Annotated in this window: 17 protein-coding genes; 12 read left to right on the plus strand and 5 right to left on the minus strand. The window is 68.0% G+C overall.

The window, feature by feature from the left end:
• Positions 1-60 precede the first annotated feature (60 nt).
• A complete protein-coding gene (locus JMT67_RS05415) occupies positions 61-1,635 on the plus strand; it encodes an EAL domain-containing protein (RefSeq protein WP_201462888.1) in 1,575 nt (524 codons plus the stop codon).
• A 4-nt stretch (positions 1,636-1,639) separates the two neighbouring features.
• Here the strand turns inward: JMT67_RS05415 and JMT67_RS05420 are convergent, their stop codons facing one another.
• Positions 1,640-2,884, minus strand: a complete 1,245-nt coding sequence (locus tag JMT67_RS05420) for a dipeptidase (protein WP_201462889.1) — start codon at positions 2,882-2,884, stop codon at positions 1,640-1,642.
• 220 nt (positions 2,885-3,104) lie between these two features.
• Here JMT67_RS05420 and hemF point away from each other — a divergent pair, with 220 nt between their 5' ends.
• Entirely contained in the window at positions 3,105-3,986 is an 882-nt protein-coding gene (gene hemF / locus JMT67_RS05425) for an oxygen-dependent coproporphyrinogen oxidase (protein WP_183214818.1), read from the plus strand.
• Complete coding sequence (locus JMT67_RS05430; RefSeq protein WP_201462890.1) at positions 3,983-4,174, plus strand: hypothetical protein; 192 nt, start codon at positions 3,983-3,985, stop codon at positions 4,172-4,174. Before hemF ends, JMT67_RS05430 begins: the two co-directional genes overlap by 4 nt.
• A gap of 172 nt (positions 4,175-4,346) precedes the next feature.
• Here JMT67_RS05430 and JMT67_RS05435 read toward each other — a convergent pair whose 3' ends face one another.
• Entirely contained in the window at positions 4,347-5,222 is an 876-nt protein-coding gene (locus tag JMT67_RS05435) for a LysR family transcriptional regulator (RefSeq protein ID WP_233455808.1), read from the minus strand.
• 79 nt (positions 5,223-5,301) lie between these two features.
• Between JMT67_RS05435 and JMT67_RS05440 the strand changes: the two genes are divergently transcribed.
• Positions 5,302-6,378, plus strand: coding sequence for a YeiH family protein (locus JMT67_RS05440; protein WP_201462892.1), 1,077 nt, complete (start codon positions 5,302-5,304; stop codon positions 6,376-6,378).
• A gap of 190 nt (positions 6,379-6,568) precedes the next feature.
• Here JMT67_RS05440 and JMT67_RS05445 read toward each other — a convergent pair whose 3' ends face one another.
• Entirely contained in the window at positions 6,569-7,300 is a 732-nt protein-coding gene (locus JMT67_RS05445; RefSeq protein ID WP_201462893.1) for a type 1 glutamine amidotransferase, read from the minus strand.
• 29 nt (positions 7,301-7,329) lie between these two features.
• The gene (gene rlmJ, locus JMT67_RS05450) at positions 7,330-8,145 is read right to left on the minus strand and encodes a 23S rRNA (adenine(2030)-N(6))-methyltransferase RlmJ (protein WP_201462894.1); all 816 of its coding nucleotides are present in this window, start codon (positions 8,143-8,145) and stop codon (positions 7,330-7,332) included.
• 115 nt (positions 8,146-8,260) lie between these two features.
• Between rlmJ and JMT67_RS05455 the strand changes: the two genes are divergently transcribed.
• Together JMT67_RS05455 and JMT67_RS05460 are read left to right on the plus strand one after the other, a co-directional pair.
• Complete coding sequence (locus JMT67_RS05455; RefSeq protein ID WP_201462895.1) at positions 8,261-9,283, plus strand: DNA topoisomerase IB; 1,023 nt, start codon at positions 8,261-8,263, stop codon at positions 9,281-9,283.
• 100 nt (positions 9,284-9,383) lie between these two features.
• On the plus strand, positions 9,384-11,774 hold the full coding sequence (locus JMT67_RS05460; RefSeq protein WP_201462896.1) for a TonB-dependent receptor: 2,391 nt from the start codon (positions 9,384-9,386) through the stop codon (positions 11,772-11,774).
• 160 nt (positions 11,775-11,934) lie between these two features.
• Here JMT67_RS05460 and cysS read toward each other — a convergent pair whose 3' ends face one another.
• A complete protein-coding gene (cysS, locus tag JMT67_RS05465) occupies positions 11,935-13,386 on the minus strand; it encodes a cysteine--tRNA ligase (RefSeq protein ID WP_201462897.1) in 1,452 nt (483 codons plus the stop codon).
• Between the two features lie 105 nt (positions 13,387-13,491).
• Between cysS and folE the strand changes: the two genes are divergently transcribed.
• From folE to JMT67_RS05495, 6 genes are all read left to right on the plus strand, one after another.
• Positions 13,492-14,106, plus strand: coding sequence for a GTP cyclohydrolase I FolE (gene folE, locus JMT67_RS05470; protein ID WP_201462898.1), 615 nt, complete (start codon positions 13,492-13,494; stop codon positions 14,104-14,106).
• A gap of 172 nt (positions 14,107-14,278) precedes the next feature.
• Positions 14,279-14,713, plus strand: coding sequence for a biopolymer transporter ExbD (locus JMT67_RS05475; RefSeq protein WP_054766227.1), 435 nt, complete (start codon positions 14,279-14,281; stop codon positions 14,711-14,713).
• A gap of 125 nt (positions 14,714-14,838) precedes the next feature.
• Positions 14,839-16,665: a gamma-glutamyltransferase family protein gene (locus JMT67_RS05480; RefSeq protein WP_201462899.1), complete on the plus strand. Its 1,827-nt coding sequence runs from the start codon at positions 14,839-14,841 to the stop codon at positions 16,663-16,665.
• A gap of 30 nt (positions 16,666-16,695) precedes the next feature.
• Complete coding sequence (locus tag JMT67_RS05485) at positions 16,696-17,037, plus strand: MmcQ/YjbR family DNA-binding protein (RefSeq protein ID WP_182714860.1); 342 nt, start codon at positions 16,696-16,698, stop codon at positions 17,035-17,037.
• Between the two features lie 57 nt (positions 17,038-17,094).
• A complete protein-coding gene (locus JMT67_RS05490; protein ID WP_201462900.1) occupies positions 17,095-17,979 on the plus strand; it encodes an alpha/beta hydrolase family protein in 885 nt (294 codons plus the stop codon).
• A gap of 35 nt (positions 17,980-18,014) precedes the next feature.
• Positions 18,015-18,857: an aldo/keto reductase gene (locus JMT67_RS05495; RefSeq protein ID WP_201462901.1), complete on the plus strand. Its 843-nt coding sequence runs from the start codon at positions 18,015-18,017 to the stop codon at positions 18,855-18,857.
• Positions 18,858-18,867 lie beyond the last annotated feature (10 nt).

Below are 18,867 nucleotides of genomic sequence, written 5' to 3' on the forward strand. Positions count from 1 at the left end.
TGCGGACGTCGTTCCCGCCGTGTTGCCGGTTTTTTAAGCGACAGGGGTCACAGTCGCCCCATGCCGATCACCACGCGCCTTTTGGGACTTGCCTTTGCGTCCGCCGACGCCCTGGTGGAAATCGACGCCCAAGGGCGCGTCGGCTTCGCCCTGGGCGCGGGCCCCGCTGCGGGACAGGACGTCGGCGCCCTGTGGACCGGCAAACCCCTGAGCGAACTGCTTCATCAGGGCGATCATGTCCTCCAGACGCTGATGAACAGCAAAGCGGGCGCCCGCAGCGCGCCCCTGCAGATTCTTCTGACCGCCGGCGCCGACCGAGTGCGACGCGCTTCGATCCGCGCCTTCGTCCTGCCCCAGCTGGCGCCCGCGATATCCTGCGCCATCGCCTATGAGGGTCCGGCCATCCCGCTGGGCGAACTGGACGTTCCGCCGCTGATCGACGCCGAACGCTTCCTGATCGACGCGCCCCGCATCATCGACAATTCGCGCGATCTGGCGTTCGGCTTCCTGGACGTTCACGGCCTGGAGCAGCTGCCGGAGGCGCTGGCGGACCGGGTTCAACGCCGGATCGAGGCCACGCTTCAGTCGGCCGCCGTTCACGGATCCTCCGCCGCCCAGATCACCCAGGAGCGTTTCGCCCTCTTGCGGCCGGAAACCGACAAACGCGACCTGGCGGCGGAAGTGGTCGAGGCCGGACGGGCGGAGGGCGCCGAACTGGCCGCCGAGAGTTTCACCGCCCCCGTTCCCCAGGGGGCGGACAGCCTGTGCGTGCTGCGCGCCATGCGTTTCGCCATTGAGGGATGTCTGAAGGACGGCGGCCTGGCCAATCCTCAGATCGCCTTCACCGAGTCCCTGAAGCGGACCTTCCGCGACGCCGAGGCGTTCCGCGGCGTGGTCAAGGCTCGAGACTTCCAGGTCCACTATCAACCGATCGTCCGACTGGACTCGCGGGCGGTCCACCATTTCGAGGCCCTGGCGCGGTTCAATACCCCCAACGGCCCGGCCGAAGCCATCCGCATGGCTGAAGAGCTGAAAATGATCGAGGCCTTCGACCTGGCAGTCGCCGAGAAGGTGCTGAAGCGGATGCGGGCGCCCGGCGCCGGCCTGCTCAAGATGGCGATCAATGTCTCCGGCGCGTCGCTTGGCGACGACACCTATGTCGAGAACCTGCTGAAGATGACCTCCGGCTCGACGGAAGAGCGCAAACGTCTGATCGTGGAAGTGACCGAAACCTCGGCCCTGGCCGATCTGGAGGCGGCGAACCGGCGGCTGACCGCCCTGCGTGAGACCGGCATCAAGGTCTGCATCGACGACTTCGGCGCCGGCGCCACCTCCTATGACTATGTCCGCAAACTGCCTGTGGATGCGGTCAAGATCGACGGGGATCTGGTGCGCGGTCTGAGCGATCCCCTGACCGAGGGTTTGATCCGGGGCGTGGTCGAACTGTGCCGGTCGATGAAGCTGGAAACCATCGCCGAGATGATCGAGACGGACCCGGTCGCCGATCAGTTGAAGAGCCTGGGGGTCGAATACGGCCAAGGCTGGCTGTTCGGCCGCGCCGAGGCCGAGCCGCGCACCCAACTGGCCAGCGCGGCGCCGATCCGACGCCGGGGCGCGGTCGAAGCCTGGGGCTGACCGCCTATCCGGCAGTCGGCTTGGCCAGCGACGGCCGCTCGCCGGCCTTGGCGGCGGCGGTCGCCTCAACGGCGCGCATGACGCGCAGCAGGTTCTCGCCCGCCAGCTTGCGGATGTCGGCCTCGGTCCAGCCGGCGTCCATCAGGGCGGCCAGGATGCGGGGATAGGCGTCCACCCCGGTCATGCCCTCAGGCAGGCTGCCGATGCCGTCGAAGTCGGCGCCCAGGCCGACGTGGTCGATCCCCGCGACCTGACGCACATGCTGGATGTGGGCCACCACGTCGGCCAGGGTCGCCTGGGGCGTCGGATGGGCGGCGGACCAGGCGGTCAGACCGGCCTCGACGGCGGTCGGATCGCCGGGGTTCAGGGTCTTCAGCCGCGCCTCCTCGCCCGCGCGGTCGGCGTTCCACGCGCGGACCCGTTCGGAGACGAAGCCGGGGGCCAGGTTGATCATCACGATCCCGCCGTCCTCGGGCATCATCCGCAGCACCCGGTCAGGCACGTTGCGGGGGTGGGCCGTGATCGCCCGCGCCGAGGAGTGGGAGAAGATCACAGGGGCCTCGGACACCCGCATGGCGTCCAGCATGGTGTCCTCGGAGACGTGGCTGAGGTCCACCATCATGCCCAGGCGGTTCATCTCACGCACCACATCCTCGCCGAAGGGGCTGAGCCCGCCCCATTTGGGGGCGTCGGTCGCGCTGTCGGCCCAGGTGGTGGTCTTGGAGTGGGTCAAGGTCATGTAGCGGGCGCCGGCGCGGTAGAACTCGCGCAGCAGGGCCAGGGAGTCGTTGATCGAATAGCCGCCCTCCATGCCGATCAGGCTGGCGATCCGACCCGAGGCGAAGACGGCGTCGACCTGGTCCGCGGTGGTCGCCAGGCCGAAGACGTCGGGGTGGGCGGCGATGATCCGCTTGGCCGTGTCGATCTGTTCGAAGGTCTCCTCGACCGCCTCGAGCGGGGTCAGGCTGGCGGGGACGTAGACCGACCAGAACTGGCCGCCGACGCCGCCGGCGCGCAGGCGGGCGATGTCCGTGTGGAGCGGGGTCGTCGCCTCCAGATCGGTCGTCAGATCAACGGCGTAGACGTCATTGCCGTACTGCTGGCGCAGGGCCCAGGGGAGGTCGTTGTGGCCGTCGATCAGGGGCGTGGTCTTCAGAATCTCCAGCACCCGGGCCTCGCTGGTCGTTTGGGCTTGGACGGAGGTGGCGAAGGCGGCGACGGCGACGCCGGCCAGAAGACGACGGATCATGATGCGACTCCCTGATGTCGCGACGCACACTGGCAGACGGATCTGGAGAAAAGAACCCTCTCCCGCTTGCGGGAGAGGTGTCGCGTCGATCGGCGAAGCCGATCCGGCGACGGAGAGGGAAGTCTCGCCCCGTAAGAAGACTTCCCCCATCGTCAGGTGTGTCGCTACGCGCCACGACCTGACACTTCCCCCGCAAGCGGGGGAAGGTCTAAGAGACGGCATGAGCGACGCCGCCTTTTCCGATCCGCTCGACCTGAAGAAGGTCGAGACCCGCGCCTGGTTCGAGCATCTGCGCGACCGCATCCATGCGGCCTTCGAGGCGCTGGAGGATGCGGCGCCGGCCGATCTGTTTCCGGGGGAGCCGGGGCGGTTCGTAAGGACGCCCTGGGCCCGCGAGGCAGGCGGCGGGGGCGTCATGGGGATGATGCACGGCCGGCTGTTCGAGAAGGTCGGGGTCCATGTCTCGACCGTGCACGGCTCCTTCCCGGCCGACTACGCCAAGACCGTGCCCGGCGCGGCGGAGGATCCCCGCTTCTTCGCCACCGGGATCAGCCTGATCTGCCATCCGGTGAGTCCCCGGATTCCGGCCGTGCATATGAACACCCGCTTCATCGCCACGACCCAGAGCTGGTTCGGCGGCGGGGGCGATCTGACGCCTGTGCTGGACGCGGATCGGCGCCAGGACCACCCGGACACCCTGGCCTTCCACGCCGCGATGAAGGCGGCCTGCGACGCGCACGATCCCGACTGGCACGCCAAGTACAAGGCCTGGTGCGACGAGTATTTCTTCCTGCCGCATCGGCAGGAGCCGCGCGGGACGGGCGGCATCTTCTATGACCACCACGACAGCGGCGACCACGACAGGGACTTCGCCTTCACCCGCGACGTGGGCCTGGCCTTCCTGGACGTCTATCCGAAGATCGTCGCCGGGCGGATGGGCGAGGCCTGGACGCCGGAGGAGCGCGAGGAGCAGCTGGTGCGGCGCGGGCGCTATGTGGAGTTCAACCTGCTGTATGACCGTGGCACCATGTTCGGCCTCAAGACCGGCGGCAACGTCGATTCGATCCTCAGCTCCATGCCCCCGGTGGTGAAATGGCCGTGAAATCCCCCCTTGCGAAGATCCTGCTGCGCCCCCTGGCCACCTCGATCCTGTTTGCGGTGCTGTACGGGGTCTATCTGACCCTGTCGAAACAGCCGCAGATCCCGCTGACCCTTTTTGTGGTGATCGGCTTCTACTTCGCGGCGTCGCTGCTGCTGGAGCGGTTCGTGTTTCCCCGCTTCGGTCTGTAGGCGGCCGCAACATACACCTGTCATCCTCGGGCTTGACCCGAGGACCGGATGCGGATCGGGCTGTGCGCCCGCCGCTGGCGCAATGCGGCGGACAGCCCGGTCCTCGGGTCAAGCCCGAGGATGACGGGAGTGTGTGGCCCAGAGCGGAATGAGGAGCCCAGGGCCCGTCCGCTCACCCCATCGCCGCCGTGAAGGCGTCGCCCGCGCGGCTGCGGTAGCGTTCGGCGTGGCGCAGCAGGCGGAAGGGGCGTTCCGGCAGGGAAAAGGCGGCGGTGACCAGGCGGCCGGCGGCGACGGAGGCGTAGGCGACGCTTTCGGACAGGGCGGTGGCGCCGGCCCCGGCCTCGGCGGCGGCCAGGACGGCCTCGTTCGACGGCAGGGTCATGGCGACGGGCAGATCGGCGGGATCGATCCCGGCCTGACGCACCGCCTCCTCCAGGGTCGAACGGGTGCCCGAGCCGGCTTCGCGCAGCACCCAGGGGGATGTGGTCAGATCCTGAGCCGACAGACGGCGCAGGCCCGCCCAGGGGTGGTCCGGCGCGACCACGACCGCCAGGCGGTCTGAACCGATCCGGGTCTGTTCCAGCATGGGGTCGTCGACCGCGCCCTCGACCAGGCCGATCTCGGCCTCGCCTCCCAGGACGGCGGCGGCGGCCTGGCGCGTATTGCCGATCTGGACGTCCAGCTCGATGCCCGGATGGGCGGCGTGGAAGGCCACCAGGCGACGGGGCAGCCAGTAGGAGGCGATGGTCTGGCTGGCGAAGACGGTCAGGCGGCCACGCCGCAGGGCGCTGAGGTCCGCCAACGCCGCCTCGGCCGCCGCCGCGCGGGCCAGCACGGCCTTGGCCTCAGGCAGGAAGGCCTGGCCGGTCTGGTTCAGAACCACGCCCCGTCCCACCCGATCGAACAGATGGACGTCGTGCTCGGCCTCCAGGGCCGCGATGGCGTTGGAGACGGCCGACTGGGTCAGGTTCAGCGCCCGCGCCGCCGCCGTCACATGCTGACGCTCGGCCACGGCGACGAAGATGCGCAGGCGCTCCAGGGTCACAATCAATCTCCAAATCGGATTGAAACGACCATAACAATCCGTTGGACCGAGGTCGAGCGGGCGCGCATCAAGCGGAACCATGAAGTCCGCCGCCTCTGCCGCCGTCGCGACCCCGTCCCTGCCCCGCCCCGTCGGCCTGGCGGCGCGGCTCGGCGCGTTTGCCCGTTCGGTCTGGCCCGGCCTGATGATGAGCCTGGTGGTCGCCCTGGCGGCGGTGGGCCTGGGCGGCCTGGAACGCGAGGCGGTCGGCAAGGTCTGGCTGGAGCCGCTGGTCCTGGCCATTCTGCTGGGAGCCGGGGTGCGGGCGGCCTGGACGCCGGATGAGCGGTTCAGGGTCGGGATCGATTTCAGCGCCAAAATTCTGCTGGAGGTCGCCGTGGTCCTGCTGGGCGCCTCGGTCAGCGCGGCGACCCTGTCGTCGCTGGGCCTGGGGTTCGTGGCCGGGGTCTTCGCCCTGGTGGCCGCCGCCATTCTGGTCGGGTTCGGGATCGGCCGTCTGCTGGGACTGACGCCGCGCATGGCCCTGCTGGTGGCGTGCGGCAACGCGATCTGCGGCAACTCGGCCATCGCCGCCGTGGCCCCGGTGATCGACGCCGATGGCGAAGAGGTGGCCGCCTCCATCGCCTTTACCGCCGTGCTGGGGGTGGCGGTGGTGCTGGCCCTGCCGCTGCTGGGCGGACTGATGTCGATGAGCGGCCTGCAATACGGCGCCCTGGCGGGGCTGACCGTCTACGCCGTGCCCCAGGTGCTGGCGGCCGCCGCCCCGTTCGGCGCGGTCGCGACCCAGACGGGGACGGTGGTCAAGCTGGCGCGGGTGCTGATGCTGGGGCCGGTGATCCTGGTGCTGTCGCTGATCTTCCGGGACCGGGCGGCGGGCAAGACGGCGCCGGGTCTGCACCGGCTGCTGCCGTGGTTCATCGTCGGTTTCCTGGCGATGATCGCGCTGCGGAACCTGGACCTGATCCCGCAGGCGGTGCTTGAGCCGATGGCGGCGGCGTCCGGCCTGCTGACCGTGGCGGCCATGGCGGCGCTGGGGCTGCAGACCAACATCCGGGCCGTGGCGCGGGCCGGCGGGCGAGTGGCGGCGGCCGTGGTCTTGTCGCTCGCGGCCCTGGTGGGGCTGAGCTTGGGGCTGATCGCGGTGCTGGGGGTTTAGCCCTTCCACTTTCGTCATTCTCCGGCAAGCCGCGCCTTCGCGGCGCAGACCGGGGAACCCAGCGGCGCTGAAGGCGAAATCCATCCGCCACTCGCTGTTTGAAGCCAGTATCCGCGACAGGTTCGCGCTCGCGCGCGCCGCTGGGTCCCCCGGTCTCGCTACGCTCGCCGGAGGATGACGAAAATAAGGATCAAATCCCGCTGCCCTGCTCTTCCACCGGCGGCGGGGTCAGCAGCAGGAAGGCGCGGATCCAGGCGGTGAGGACGGCGCGGTCGTTGGGGCGTTTCAGGCTTTCGAGGGCGGCGTCGGCCAGGGGTTCGGGGATGCGCGAACCGCGCCGGGTCTCGACCAGGGCGGCGGCGTAGTCGGGCTGGAACTCCGGGTGGCACTGGAAAGAGATGGCGTCTTCGCCCCAGGCCAGGCCGGCGTAGGGGGTGAAGCCGCTGGAGGCGATGACGCGGGCGTCGGCCGAAATGGCCACGACCTGATCCTGGTGCGAGACCGGAATGGCGATGGTGCGGGCGCGGGGGTGCATCCAGGGCTCGTCGCTGAGGACGTCGTAACGGTGCAGGCCGACGCCCCAGCCCTTGTCCGATTTCACGACTTCGCCGCCGAAGGCGTGGGCCAGGACCTGGTGGCCGAAGCAGATGCCGACGATCCGGGTCCGCCCCCGCGCCGCGCGCAGCCAGTCGACCAGCTGAGGGATCCACGGCAGGTCGTCATAGACCCCGGCGGCCGAGCCGGTGACGATCACCCCCTGAAAGGCGGAGGGGTCGGACGGCAGATGCCCGGACTGGACGTCGAACCGGGTGGTCGGGACGTTTTCGCCCAGGAGGGCGCGGAACCGGGCCGGATAGTCGTCGAAACTGTCCTTCAGGGCCTCGGGCGGATGGCCGGTTTCCAGAATGGCGATACGGGTCATGACCCGACCATAGACGGGCCGCGCGCCGATCAGAAGGACCAGATTTCAGCCCGGCCGCCCGCATCGCCCAGACAATCGGCCACCCAGCCGCACACCTGGCGGGCCGCGTCCTCGGCGCCCGGCGGCGGATTGACGATCACGAGGGCGCAGCCGTTCATCTTCATCGGATTGGTCAGGGGCCGCAGGCGGGCCTCGGCGACCAGGGTCGGGCCGGCCCGGCCTTCCAGCCGCCGGGTGAAGGCGTCGAAGGTCTCCAGATCCTTCAGCGGGGTCCAGACGGCGATGGTCGCTGCGGGATCGCGGCGAATCACCGCCAGGGCGGTTTCGGCCGAGCGGATATAGTCGTCGGGCTTCTCGAACGGCGGGTCGATCAGGATCAGGGGCGCCTTGGCCCGCGCCGCCTCGGCCGTGGCCAGGGCGTAGCCGTCGCCCTCGCGCGCCTCGGCGTTGGGGCGCTCCGCCAGGGCTTGATCCAGCAGGGCGCGGACGGGCGGGTTCAGCTCATAGCCGACATAGGTTCCGCCCGCCCCGAGGGCGTCGGCGATCAACACCGGCGAGCCAGGATAGAAGCGGGCGCCGCCGTCGGGATTCAGCGCCGCCACCCGATCCGCCAGGGCCTGCATCAGCGGCGGACGATCCGGGCCGGTCATCAGGCGCGCGACCCCGGCCTCGGCCTCCTTCGACCGGGCGGCGTCGCCGGACAGGTCATAGAGGCCGGCGCCGGCGTGGGTGTCGAGCACCGTCAGCGGTCCTGCCGCCGCGCGGGCCTTCACCAGCCACAGGACCAGGGCGTGTTTGACCAGGTCGGCGAAATTCCCGGCGTGGAAGCTGTGGCGATAATTCATGCCGCCTCGTGTCGCGCCGGGCGCGCGGGGTCAAGGGGAACTCTCGGGCGCGGCGCCGCGTTGGTCGCCGGTCTGAGGCAAGCCGCTGAAAGGCCGATGAAAAGGAAACGCCGGGATGGCGGACGGATCGCATGGCTTCGACCCGGTGGTCGAGGTTCCGCAGGGGCTGAGCTGGTGCAGCGACGAAAACCCCGGCCTGACCCGCCGACGCGCCGGCAAGGGCTGGTCCTATCGCGATGCGCAGGGGCGGCCGGTGAAGGATCCCAAGGTGCTGGACCGGATCCGCGCCCTGGCCATTCCGCCCGCCTGGACCGATGTCTGGATCTGCCCCAAGGCCAACGGCCACATCCAGGCGACCGGCCGCGACGTGAAGGGACGCAAACAGTACCGCTATCACAACGACTGGAGCACGGCCCGGTCGGAGAACAAGTTCGACAGGCTGCCGGCCTTTTCGCGCGCCCTGCCGAAACTACGGGCGCAGGTGGAACATGATCTGGGCCTGCGCGGGCCGGTGAAGGCCAAGGTTCTGGCCACCGCCGTGCGCCTGCTGGAGATCACCCTGATCCGGGTCGGGAATGCGACCTACGCCCGGCAGAACCGCAGCTATGGGCTGACCACCCTGAACAAGCGGCATCTGGAGGTGGACGGCGCCGCCCTGACGTTCGAGTTCCGCGGCAAGAGCGGCAAGGACCACCGCGTCAGCGTCCGCGACCGGCGGCTGGCGCGGGTGGTTCGGACCCTGGAGGAGCTGCCGGGGCGGCAGCTGTTCAAATACCGGGACGCCGAGGGGAACCTATGCCCCGTCACCTCGGACGATGTGAACGCCTATATCCGCGCGGCCATGGGCGACCAGTTTTCGGCCAAGGACTTCCGCACCTGGGCGGGCACGGTCTCTGCGGCGCGGGCCCTGCGCGAGATGGAGCCCCCGACCTCGCCCACCGACGCCAAGCGGAAGATCACCGTCTGCGTCAAGGCGGTGGCGGGCCTGTTGGGCAATACGCCGACGGTGTGCCGGGCCTCCTATGTCCATCCGACAGTGATGGCCCTGTTCGAGAGCGGCGCGTTGAAAACCGCCCTGCCCGGACCGGACGCCAAGGGGTTCGAGACGGCGCTGATCCGGCTGCTGAAGGCGAGTTGAGGAGCGCACCCCCAGCGGCGCTATACACTGGTGTGAGAAATTCCTAGTTGATTAGTAGATTTAATTAGGGCGCATTCCCTTCGGATCACAGGAGGGGAACATGTCTGTCGTCACCAGGGCGTCCGCCCGCACTCTGGCTTCGGTTGCGGCCATGACGGCTTGCCTCAGCGTACCCGCCGTCGCCCTGGCGGAGGCGGAGGGCGCCGCTGCGGATTCGACGCAGGCGCGACAGTCCGCCACCCCGACTACCGCCAGCCTGGGCGACATCGTCGTCACCGCACGTCGGCGGGACGAACGGGCGCAGGACGTGCCCATCGCCCTGACTGTGGTGAACGAGGAATTGCTGGACAGGACCGGCGCCTACAACGTCGGCCAGATCACCCAGTTGGCCCCCAGCGTGCAGTTGCTGACCTCGAACCCGCGCAACACCGCCATCACCATCCGGGGCCTGGGGGCCAGCTATGGCCTGGCGAACGACGGGCTGGAACAGGGCGTCGGAATCTATGTGGACCAAGTCTATTACGGCCGGCCGGCGACGGCGACGCTGGACTTCGTCGATCTGGACCGGATCGAGATCCTGCGCGGACCGCAGGGGACGCTGTTCGGCAAGAACACCACCGCCGGCGCCCTGAACATCACCACCCGCGACCCGTCCTTCACGCCCGAGGGCCAGGCCGAGCTGAGCTTCGGCGACTATGGCTTCCTGCAGGCCAAGGCCAGCGTCTCAGGCCCCATTGTGGACGACAAGGTCGCCGGGCGGTTCTCGGTGGTCTCGACCCGGCGCGACGGGGTGCTGGACAATGTCACGACCGGAACCAAGCAGAATTCCCAGGACTCGATCAGCCTGCGCGGCCAGTTGCTGTTCCAGCCGACGGACCAGCTGCGGGTGCGGCTGTTCGCCGACTACGCCGACCTGACGCCGGAATGCTGCACACAGGTCTATGTCACGGCAGGCCAGACGCTGAAGCCCGCCGCCCAGCAGTTCGCCGCCCTGGCGGCCGGGCGCGGCTACGCCCCCGCGAGCACCAATCCCTATGACCGGTTGGCGGACGTCGACAGCGGCATTCAGGCCGATCAGATCCATCGCGGTGTCTCCGCCATCGTCGATTACGACTTCGGCTGGGCCACCCTGACCTCGGTCTCGGCCTGGCGGGCGTGGGATTGGGGGCCGCAGAACGACCGCGACTATACGGCGCTGGACATCGTTCGGCAGTCGGCCAACCCGTCGTGGCAGGACCAGTGGAGCCAGGAACTGCGCCTGTCCTCGAACGGGAACCAACGCATCGACTGGACCGGGGGCCTGTACGCCTTCCACCAGGCGGTGGAGACGCACGGGGTAACGGAATACGGGGCTGACGCCACCTACTGGCTGCTGAGCCCCAGCCTGCCGAACGCCCTGCTGGACGGCTATACTGTGTACAACGACAGCCGGATCGAGACGGATTCCTACGCCGTCTTCGGCCAGTTGACCTGGAACATCACCGATCGGCTGCACCTGACGCCAGGGCTGCGCTACACCTACGAGGAGAAGTCGGGAGCCTATGCGGCCACGACGACCGGCGGCTTGGTCACGACGGACGCCACCCTGATCTCGCGCAGGCTCGGCATCGCCCGGCCCCAGGCCTATGACGCCGAAATCTCGGACGACGACCTGTCGGGTCAGGTTTCGCTGTCCTACGACTTCAGCGACGATGTCCTCGTGTATGGCAGCGCGGCGCGGGGCTACAAGTCGGCCGGGATCAACATGGCCGGCATCCCCAACCTGCCGAGCGGCCAGCCGTCTCTGACCAATGCGGTGGTCAAGCCCGAGGTGGTGACGACCTATGAGCTGGGGCTGAAAACGCAGGGCTTCGACCGGCGGGTGACGGCCAATCTGGCCGCCTATCGCACCGATGTGGAGGACTATCAGGCCAATGTGGTCGACAGCGGTCCCGGCGCCCTGCGGGGCTATCTGGCCAATGCCGAGAAGGTGGTGATCCAGGGGGTTGAACTGGACGCCGTGGCGCGGCCGAACCAGAACCTGGATCTGTACGCCAACGTCGCCTGGACCGATGCGAAGTACGATTCCTTCGCCAACGGCCCCTGCCCGCTGGAGCGGATCGGAACCTCGACCGTGGCCTGCGACCTGTCGGGCAAGGGCCTGCCGGGTGTGTCGCCCTGGGCGGCGTCGGCGGGCGGCGAAGTGCATGGCGATGGGGGCTTCCTGGGCCTGCCGGGTCAGTTCTACGGCGGGGCGGACGCCAGCTTCCGCTCGACCTACAACTCCGACGCCTCGGTCTCGCGCTATACCGAGATCGAGGGCTATACGATCCTGAACCTGCGGGCGGGCTTCCGAGCCGATAACGGCTGGGAGGCGTCGCTTTGGGTCAAGAATGCGCTGGATGAGGACTATCTGCAGTTCGTCAGCGTCCAGTCGGGCAACTCGGGCCTGGTGATCGGCAACCCCGGCGATCCGCGCACGGTCGGGATCACGCTGCGGGCGCGGTATTGATCCAGCACTCCGCCACCCTCGGGCTTGTCCTGAGGGGCTACGGATCGAGCTGATTCAAAACATATGAGGGGCGCACAGATCGTGCGCCCCTCTTCCGTTTCGAGCGGTGTTCGAGGTGGGCCCTCGGGACAAGCCCGAGGGTGACGGGAGGGAGGACGGTTTACCCCTTCACGCGCCAGGTGGCGCCGTCGGGGCCGTCCATGACGACGACGTTGAGGGCGTTCAGGCGGTCGCGGATGCGGTCGGCCTCGGGCCAGTCCTTGGCGGCGCGGGCGGCGGCGCGTTGTTCGAGCAGGGCCTCGACCTCGGCCTTCAGGGCGGGATCGCCGCCCTCGAACCAGGCGTCCGGCGTCAGCGACAGCACGCCGAGCAGGCCGGCGGCTTCTTTCAGGCTCCAGCGAGCCATGGCGACGTCATTGATGTCGGCCTCGCCGTCATTGAGCAGATCGCGCAAGGCGTTCGCCAGCCCGAAGAGCTGAGCTATGGCGCCCGGCGTGTTCAGATCGTCCTCCAGCGCGTCCAGCACTGGATCGAGCGCGTTCTCGGCCAGCTCCAGCTCGGCCTCGTCCAGCGTGGCCGGATCGAAGTCGGCCAGGGCTGCGTCGGCGTCGCGCAGGACGCCGTAGAGTCGGTCCAGATTCTTGCGGCTCTGTTCCAACAGTCCCTGGTTCCAGTCCAGCGGCTGGCGGTAGTGGGCGCTCAGCAGCGCCCAGCGGACGACCTCGCCCGGCATGGACTGGACCAGGTCGTGCAGCAAGAGGACGTTGCCGATCGACTTGGACATCTTCTCGGCGTCCACGGTCAGGAAGCCGTTGTGCATCCAGTAGCGGGCGTAGTGGTCGTGGGCGTTCTCGGCGTGGGCGCAGCCGTGGGCGCAGACGCCCTGGGCGATCTCGTTCTCGTGGTGGGGGAAGGCCAGGTCGACGCCGCCGCCGTGGATGTCGATGGGCAGGCCCAGGGTCTGTTCGATCATGGCCGAGCATTCGATGTGCCAGCCGGGGCGCCCCTCGCCCCAGGGGGAGGGCCAGGCCGGTTCGTCCGGCTTGGACGGCTTCCACAGGACGAAGTCGTGGGGGTTCTTCTTGTAGGGCGCGACCTCGACCCGGGCGCCGGCGATCATGTCGTCCAGGTTCCGGCCCGACAGGGCGCCGTAGGACGGATAGGCCGAGACGTCGAACAGGACATGCCCCTCGGCCGCATAGGCGCAGCCGGCGTCGATGATGGCCTGAATCTGATCGACAATGGCCGGTATATAGTCGGTGACATGGGGGGCCAGGTCGGGCGGCGAGACGTTCAGCAGGGCCATGTCAGCGAGATAGGCGGCCTCGTACCGGGCCGTGACCTCGCCGATCGGCACCCCCTCGCGGGCGGCCTTCTGGTTGATCTTGTCGTCCACGTCGGTGACGTTGCGGGCGTAGAGCACCTTGTCCGCCCCGTACTGCCTTCGCAGCAGCCTTGCCAGGACGTCGAACACCACCGGCGGGCGCGCATTGCCGATATGGGCGTAGTCATAGACCGTCGGGCCGCAGACATAGAGGGTCACCCGGTTCGGATCGCGCGGTTCGAACAGGCGCTTTTCACGGCGCAGGGTGTCGTGGATGTGCAGCGGCATGGAGCGGTCTTCGGCAGGTTTTCTTGCAGGACGGAGGGTCCGTCCCATATAGCGGCCTGAGATACAACCGGGCGCCCTCGCCCGCCCCGGCCGGAAATCCAGTCCATGAGCGTCACCCCCGCCAAACCCGTCCTCGTCAGCGATGCGGCTGTGCAGCGTCCCAGCCGCGAACAGGCGCTGGAGGCGGTGCGGACCCTGATCGCCTGGGCCGGCGACAATCCCGACCGGCCAGGCCTGATCGACACGCCCAAGCGGGTGGTTGACGCCTATGAGGAGTGGTTCGACGGCTATGAGGCCGACGCGGCCAAGGAGCTGAGCCGCACCTTCGAGGACGTGACCGGCTATGACGACATGGTCATCCTGCGCGAGATCGAGGTGGAGAGCCACTGCGAGCACCACCTGGCCCCCTTCCTGGGCAAGGCCTATGTCGCCTATCTGCCCGGCGAGAAGGTGGTGGGCATCTCCAAGCTGGCGCGGGTGGTCGAGATCTTCGCCCGGCGGCTGCAGAATCAGGAAACCCTGACCAACGACATCATCGAAGCGATCGAATCGCAGCTTCAGCCCAAGGGCGTCGCGGTCATGATCGACGCTGCCCACCAGTGCATGACCACCCGCGGCGTGCATCACCGGCACGTCTCGACCGTCACGACCCGCTTCACCGGCGCCTTCAAGTCCGATCCCGCCCTGGCGGAGCGTTTCCTGAAGCTGGCGAAGGGCTGAGCCGGCGACCCTGTCGCATATGGCTGTCGCATATAATTGACGTGCAGGAAGGCGCGATCGTTTAGAAGCGCTTTACAAGCGGCGATCGGAACGCCAAGAACCGATCAAGCTTTCGGGCGATCCATAGGGAATGTCGGCGCATATGACGGCCGGCGAGTAACGGAGACGGTGCATGGCTGCGAAGATCGGTGGTTCCGGCGGGGACAAGCACACCATCGAACAGACGGCGGATATCAACATCACGCCGTTCATCGACATTCTGCTGGTGCTGATGATCATCTTCATGGTCGCCGCGCCGATGGCGACGGTCTCGATCCGCCTGGACCTGCCGCCGGCGCAGCCGCCCACCAATCCGACCGAAGAGAAGGAACCGGTGTACATCACCATCCAGGAAAACGGTCAGCTGTTCATCGCCGACCAACAATCCTCGATCGACAATCTGGCCGCCGACGTCTGCACCGCCCTGGGCGGCGGCGCCTGCCAGGAAGAGCGCGTCTTCGTCCGCGCCCAGCCGGAAGTGAAATATTCGCAGTTCATGGAAGTCATGAACAAGATGCAGGAGAACGGCTTCTTCAAGGTCGGCCTGCTGAACGAAGACATCGAATAGGACCTGGGTCTATCCAGGATCAGGGCCGCGTTCCGAAAGGGGCGCGGCCTTTTTCTTTGCGGTGAAGCTTGTCGGACGCGCCAGAGGCAGACTTGATAAGCCCCGGCTGTTCGAGGAGTCCGCCCATGCGCCGTCGCACCTTCCTATCCGCCCTGCCCGCAGGAACCCTGGCCGCCGGCGCCCTGGCCGCGACCGGGACCGAGGCGAGACAGGCGGCGGGTGCTGCCCCCTCCCCCGCCCGTCCGGCTGATCCCTATGCGGGGATCGGCATCGGAGATCGGGTCACGGGACCCAGGTTCACGGGCCGCTCAACCGTCTGGGGCATCAACGGGGCGGCGGCGACGGCCCATCCGACCGCCAGCCTGATCGGGATCGACACCCTGAGACGTGGCGGATCGGCCATAGACGCCGCCATCGCCATCAATGCGGCCCTGGGCTTTCTGGAGCCGGTGGCCAACGGCATCGGCGGCGACGCCTATTGCATGCTGTGGGACCCGAAGCAGAAGAAGGTGGTCGGGCTGAACGGGTCCGGCCCCAGCCCGCGGGGCCTGAGTCTGGAGACCGCGCGGTCCAGGGCCATCGACGGCTATCTGCCCCGCTACGGCGCGGTGACGGTGAACGTGCCGGGCACGGTGGACGCCTGGTGGAGCGCGCACCAGCGCTACGGCAAGCTGCCGTGGATGGATGTGCTGCTGCCGGTCGCCGAGCTGTGCGAACAGGGCGTGCCCGTGCCGCAGGTCATCGCCTACTATCTGGAACGCAACATGGCGGCCTTTGATCGGGCGCGGATCCCGATCGAGGAGCACGACAACAGGAAGCGCATCTGGGCCACGGGCGGGGCGACGCCCAAGGTGGGCGAGGTCTTCGCCAATCCCTTCCTGGGCAAGACGCTGCGGATGATCGCCGAGGGCGGACGCGACGCCTTCTATGACGGCCCCATCGCCGACCAGATCGAGGCCTATTTCAAGCGGATCGGCGGCTGGATGACCCGCGCCGACATGGCGGCCCACCACACCGAATGGGTCGAGCCGATCCAGACCAACTATCGCGGGGTGGACGTCTTCGGCCTGGGGCCGAACACCCAGGGCCTGTCGACCAACCAGATCCTGAACATCTGCGAACAGTTCGACCTGAAATCCATGGGCTTCCAGTCCGCCGCCTCTCTGCACGTCCAGGCCGAGGCCAAGCGGCTGGCGTTCGAGGACCGGGCGCGCTGGTTCGCCGACGACCGATTCTCCAAGACGCCGGTCGAATGGCTGAACTCCAAGGCCTATGCGGCCGAGCGGGCCAAGCTGATCCGGCCCGATCGGGTCATGGACCGCGTCATGCCGGGCGACGCCCCGCACCACGGCGACACCACCTATTTCAGCGTCGCCGACGCTGACGGGATGATGGTCAGCTGGATCCAGTCCAACTATCGCGGCATGGGCTCGGGCCTGGCGCCGGACAATGGGGCCGAGCCGCTGGGCTTCATGTTCCAGGACCGGGGCGAACTGTTCGCCCTGACCGACGGCCATCCCAACATCTATGCGCCGGGCAAGCGGCCGTTCCAGACCATCATTCCCGGTTTCGCGGTCAAGGACGGCGAGCCCTGGATGGCGTTCGGCGTCATGGGCGGCGCCATGCAGCCTCAGGGCCAAGCCCAGATCATCATCAACATGGTCGACTATGGGCTGGAGCCCCAGGCGGCGGGTGATGCGCCGCGCTGGCAGCACTATGGCTCGTCGGAACCGACCGGCCAGCCGCAGGAAGGAACCGGGGTGTTGCACCTTGAGAGCGGCGTGCCCGAGGCGACCAAGGCGCAGCTGCGGGCCATGGGCTGGACCTTGGGCGAGCCGGACGGCGGCTTCGGCGGCTATCAGAACGTGATGAAGCAGATGAACCCGGGCGGGCGCTGGACCTATGGCGCGGCGACCGAAATGCGCAAGGACGGGATCGCCCTGGCCTATTGAGGTTGGGCCTATTGAGATTGGCGTTCGGAAATGACCCACGAAGAGGTGCGTGCTCTGCTGCTGTCCTTTCCCGGCGTCGAGGACGGCGTCTCCTATGGGGAACCGTCGTTCAAGGTGGCGGGGAAGTTCTTCACCTGGCTGCGTCCGAAGCTGGACGACAGTATCGTGGTGCACCTGGATAATCTGGACGAGCGGGATTTGCTGATCGAGATGGACCCCGACGCCTTTCATTTCACGGACCACTACCGCGACTATCCGATCGTGTTGGCCCGCATCGCCCATGTCGATCCCGTCTGGCTGAAGGCGGCGCTGTGGAAACGGTGGCGCAAGGTCGCGCCGAAGCGCCTGGCAAAGGCCCATGACGCGGCTTGACCTGACGTCGGGGAAATAAGTCAGGGTCCGTTGAAAATAGCAACGGACGGAAACGACATGGGGCTGACGGTCGAAGACCGGTCGATCAAGGCCGAGGACGGCTGGCCGCTGGAAGCGACCCTGTTTCGGGGCGACAGGCCGAGAATGGCGGTGCTGGTCTCGGCCGGAACGGGATTTCCGCGCGGCTTTTACGCCCGGTTCGCGCGGTGGATGGCCGAACGGGGCGGCGTGGTTCTGACCTATGACTATCGCGGCGTCGGCGGGTCGCGGCCCGAGGATCTGGCGGCCATGGAGATGGACTATCCGGACTGGGGTCGGCTGGACATGCCGGCGGCGCTGAAGGCTCTGAAGAAGGCGGCGCCGGGCCTGCCGATCTTCCATGTCGGACACAGCGTCGGGGGTCATTTCGTCGGCTTCATGCCCAACCAGGGCGAGATCGCCCGCCACGCCTTCGTCTCGGTCGGGACCGGATGGTGGGGCGGACACCACCGAACCTATAATCCGATGGAGCTGTTCTTCTGGTTCGGTTTCGGGCCGCACCAGCTGCGCCGCCACGGCTATATCCGCGCGGGCCGGCTGTGGCGCGGGACCGACCTGCCGCGCGGGGTGTTCGAGACGTGGAGGCGGTGGTGCCTGAAGCCCGCCTATTTCCTGGACGAGCTGAGGTCCGGCGCTCTTGAGCCCCAGGGGTTCGACAAGGTTCGGGCGCCGATCCGGTCCTGGATCTTTCCCGACGACCCCATCGCCACACCGGACACAGGCGCGGCCCTGCTGAAGGCCTATCCCAACGCCTCGTCCCAGATCGTGGTGCGACGCTCCCAAGACTACGGCGCCCGACGGATCGGCCACGAGGGCGCCTTCCGCAAGGGACTGGAGCCGCTGTGGCAGGAAATTCTGGATTGGTTCGACGCAGGGGTTTCGAAGGCTGGACCCGGCGCCTAACTGTTCGGCTCCCCCAGTGAGAAGGTGTTCCCCCCATGGCCTATGGCGATCAGCCCACCCTCAGCGTCGACGGCGTCGAGATTCCCCTGCTCGGCTTCGGCACCTGGCAGCTGGAGCCGGCGGACGCGCGCCGGATGGTCGCCGAGGCCCTGCGGATCGGTTATCGCCACATCGACACGGCCTGGATCTACAAGAACGAGAAGGCGGTGGGCGAAGGCATCCGGGATTCGGGCGTGCCGCGTGAGGACATCTTCCTGACCACCAAGATCTGGGTCGAGCATTTCACCCATGACGCCCTGCTGAAACAGGCCGAGGAATCGGCCGAGAGCCTGGGGACCACGCCGGACCTGCTGCTGCTGCATTGGCCCAAGCCGACGCCGACCTTCGAAGAGACCCTTGGCGCGCTGAACCAAGCCAAGGACCGGGGACTGACGCGCAACATCGGCCTGTCCAACTTCCCGTCCAAGGAATTCCGGCAGGCCCAGGCCCTGTCCAAGGCGCGGCTGATCACCAATCAGGTCGAACACCATCCCTATCTGGGCGTTGACGCCCTGGTCGCGACGGCGGCCGAGCTGGGGTCGTCGATCACGGCCTGGTCGCCCCTGGCCCAAGGCAAGATCGCAGACGACGCCACGATTTCCGAGATCGCCCAGGCCCATGGCAAGGCCAACGGCCAGATCACCCTGCGCTGGCTGATCCAGAACCGGACCATCGCCATTCCGCGCACGACGAAGGAAAGCCGGGCGCGCGAGAATTTCGACATCTTCGACTTTGAACTGTCGGGCGAGGAGATGCAGCGGATGGACGCCCTGGACCGGGGCGAACGGCTGGGCGACTGGCTAGACCCCGCCTACGACTGGGACAAGTCCGCCGCCTGATCAGAGGAGG

Origin of the sequence: Brevundimonas aurantiaca (assembly GCF_904830995.1) — a bacterium.
Taxonomy (GTDB): Bacteria; Pseudomonadota; Alphaproteobacteria; order Caulobacterales; family Caulobacteraceae; genus Brevundimonas; species Brevundimonas aurantiaca.

Excerpts from the sequence above, each read along its gene's own strand:
- JMT67_RS05460 (WP_201462896.1), top strand. The coding sequence starts at position 9,384 with ATGTCTGTCGTCACCAGGGCGTCCGCCCGCACTCTGGCTTCGGTTGCG.
- JMT67_RS05445 (WP_201462893.1), bottom strand. The coding sequence starts at position 7,300 with ATGACCCGTATCGCCATTCTGGAAACCGGCCATCCGCCCGAGGCCCTG.
- JMT67_RS05495 (WP_201462901.1), top strand. The coding sequence starts at position 18,015 with ATGGCCTATGGCGATCAGCCCACCCTCAGCGTCGACGGCGTCGAGATT.
- hemF (WP_183214818.1), top strand. The coding sequence starts at position 3,105 with ATGAGCGACGCCGCCTTTTCCGATCCGCTCGACCTGAAGAAGGTCGAG.
- rlmJ (WP_201462894.1), bottom strand. The coding sequence starts at position 8,145 with ATGAATTATCGCCACAGCTTCCACGCCGGGAATTTCGCCGACCTGGTC.
- JMT67_RS05455 (WP_201462895.1), top strand. The coding sequence starts at position 8,261 with ATGGCGGACGGATCGCATGGCTTCGACCCGGTGGTCGAGGTTCCGCAG.
- folE (WP_201462898.1), top strand. The coding sequence starts at position 13,492 with ATGAGCGTCACCCCCGCCAAACCCGTCCTCGTCAGCGATGCGGCTGTG.
- JMT67_RS05475 (WP_054766227.1), top strand. The coding sequence starts at position 14,279 with ATGGCTGCGAAGATCGGTGGTTCCGGCGGGGACAAGCACACCATCGAA.
- JMT67_RS05490 (WP_201462900.1), top strand. The coding sequence starts at position 17,095 with ATGGGGCTGACGGTCGAAGACCGGTCGATCAAGGCCGAGGACGGCTGG.
- JMT67_RS05415 (WP_201462888.1), top strand. The coding sequence starts at position 61 with ATGCCGATCACCACGCGCCTTTTGGGACTTGCCTTTGCGTCCGCCGAC.
- JMT67_RS05440 (WP_201462892.1), top strand. The coding sequence starts at position 5,302 with ATGAAGTCCGCCGCCTCTGCCGCCGTCGCGACCCCGTCCCTGCCCCGC.
- JMT67_RS05485 (WP_182714860.1), top strand. The coding sequence starts at position 16,696 with ATGACCCACGAAGAGGTGCGTGCTCTGCTGCTGTCCTTTCCCGGCGTC.
- JMT67_RS05480 (WP_201462899.1), top strand. The coding sequence starts at position 14,839 with ATGCGCCGTCGCACCTTCCTATCCGCCCTGCCCGCAGGAACCCTGGCC.
- cysS (WP_201462897.1), bottom strand. The coding sequence starts at position 13,386 with ATGCCGCTGCACATCCACGACACCCTGCGCCGTGAAAAGCGCCTGTTC.
- JMT67_RS05420 (WP_201462889.1), bottom strand. The coding sequence starts at position 2,884 with ATGATCCGTCGTCTTCTGGCCGGCGTCGCCGTCGCCGCCTTCGCCACC.